The sequence below is a fragment of the Arthrobacter sp. 2762 genome, from assembly GCF_040548745.1.
GTDB lineage: Bacteria > Actinomycetota > Actinomycetes > Actinomycetales > Micrococcaceae > Arthrobacter.
In genome coordinates this window covers 1-2159 of record NZ_JBEPSI010000025.1, presented here as the reverse complement: position 1 = coordinate 2159, position 2159 = coordinate 1, and the positions used below count along the sequence as shown (strand labels likewise).

Below are 2159 nucleotides of genomic sequence, written 5' to 3'. Positions count from 1 at the left end.
CTCAACGACCGACCGCGCAAAAGACTAGAGTTCAGGAAACCGATCGAACTGATCGAAAACCTCCTGTTGCAATGACCGCCTGAATCCGCCGATCCTTGAACGGACACGGTTGAGTGCTGTGGCCCGATCTGCGGGTTATTGGTGAATGGTGAACGTACTGTCATTGGTTTTGCCCGATTTCTTCTTCTGACAAAACGCTTGTGGCGGTATACGCTTCGAGAAACTTCGGCGTAGGTGGGGGCAATGAAGAAACTTAAGGCACCTGCTTGCGTCGCTGCTGTTCTTTTCATGGGAATCACCGTTGCCTCATGCGGTTCAAGCACGGGGTCCCCGAAGCCACGCCACACATCACCGACGTCATCGATCGAATGTGCCCAATTCGTGTCCGAGGCCCCTTGCGGAAAGTACACCAGCACGGCCGGGTCTGATGGCGGCACACCCATCTCCTGGGTAAATGCAGGGGAGGTAACGGCGCAACTCTCGAAACGCGGTCGGGATACCTACCTGACGGTTGTGATGCCGTGTGGTCCCCTTGATGCCGTTGTGACGATCAATGACAACAGCATGCGAATTACGGGGCAGAGGGCGCTTGGTGCCTCCGGCTGCATCGAGGGAAAAGGGGAAAGACAGGACTGGGTCCTTGGTCTCCTTGAGGGGAGCGTTGAACTGGGCTACAGCAACAACACCTTGACCTGGTCGAACGGTAAAGACTCGCTTTCTTTCGTTACATCCTGACGTTCCCGCCGGACTTCGTCCCAGTCGGCTGAGTCCCAGTTGCAGAACCCGCTACGGGGGGCCTAAGACTCCGTAGGTGCAACCAATCCATGGAAGGTGCGTCATCAAAAATCTCCGGGCGATCAAGCGGCTCTTTACTGAACTGCCTCAACCAGCCAGGGCCTTCTATTGGTGCTTCATCGCGCTTTTCCTGGGGACTTTCCTTGTCGGCGTCATAACCAGGGTGAACTGGGTTGCCATCGGAGTGAGTGGATCAGGCGGCCGTCCTCATGCTGCAAATGCTTGAACCGGTCAGTACTCATTTCGCATCCTGGACATTTGGCATCACGACACCGAAAACACTTGGAGATCCTTCGGCCAAACGATCACAAAGCGTTCTCCATTCATCTGCCTGTATGCCGCTCGTACGCTGACCCATCGCCCGTGAGTACTCAGTGAGGTCATCGAGTGCTGGAAGGCTTCTAGCGGCCGATCGGTGTGGATGAAGATATTCATCTCGCCGGCGCCAAAGTCGTGCCCATCCACGACGCCGTACGCCTTCAGGAGATCGGACTGAAGCAGAGCATCCTCCATCGAAATGAGCGCATCAAAGTCGGCATCAGATGTCGCTGGCCACTGCAAAACGAGAATGTATTTACGGATTCCCTGTTCATAGGGCATCGCACCACCCTGAGCATTCGCCATGTGGAGAGTCTTTCACTCCTTGTGTCGGCATTGATAGGTTCCGGGGGTCGACAGCTCAACTGACTGAAGTGGTCCCCTGCTGGATCCACTTTCGGTCGTAGGCAGGGCTATGAAGGATCCTCAGGCGACCTTGGCCAAGTTCTACTCCTACCTCGTCGAAGACTACGGGCACCGTGCCTGCTCGCCTGGCCGGCCCAAGGCGCTTCTTCGATAGCGATGATGACGTTGTCGTCGACGTCGCTGGTGGGAAGTGAAGCCAGCCAAGACACGGAAAGGGAAGCCCAATAGTCCATCTGAGTCGCCACCGCTGCCGTCGGAATCGTTGCCAACGGAACTGTTGAAAGCAGTGTCCCAAGCGGCATGGACAGCTCACGCTCCCGCGCTTCAAGTTCTGCTCGGACTTCCTCGTAAGGACGTTCAAGACACGCAAGTAGCCCGGTCGGAACCTCCAGATCGAGCTGCCTTTTAGGCCGTATCTCATCACCTACGTAGAGGACGTCGCCAAAGAGACCGAGCCATGACTCTTGCCCAAGCCAAAGTATCTTGATCCACGATGCGTGCATCAGACCAGTGTGAAATACGGAATGCGGACTGCAAAACGAAAACCGGGGCGTTACAGGTGGGGCGGAGCGCCGCCCGGTAAGGGATCGGCGGATTCAGGCGGTCATTGCAACAGGAGGTTTTCGATCAGTTCGATCGGTTTCCTGAACTCTAGTCTTTTGCGCGGTCGGTCGTTGAGT

General features: G+C 56.1%; 2 protein-coding genes. Both read right to left on the bottom strand.

The window, feature by feature from the left end:
- On the bottom strand, nt 1-437 hold a 437-nt coding region (locus tag ABIE18_RS22045), incomplete at its 3' end, for a hypothetical protein (protein ID WP_499724647.1).
- Nucleotides 438-1059: 622 nt separating this feature from the next.
- Nucleotides 1060-1419, bottom strand: coding sequence for a hypothetical protein (locus tag ABIE18_RS22040; RefSeq protein ID WP_499724646.1), 360 nt, complete (start codon nt 1417-1419; stop codon nt 1060-1062).
- Nucleotides 1420-2159: the final 740 nt, after the last annotated feature.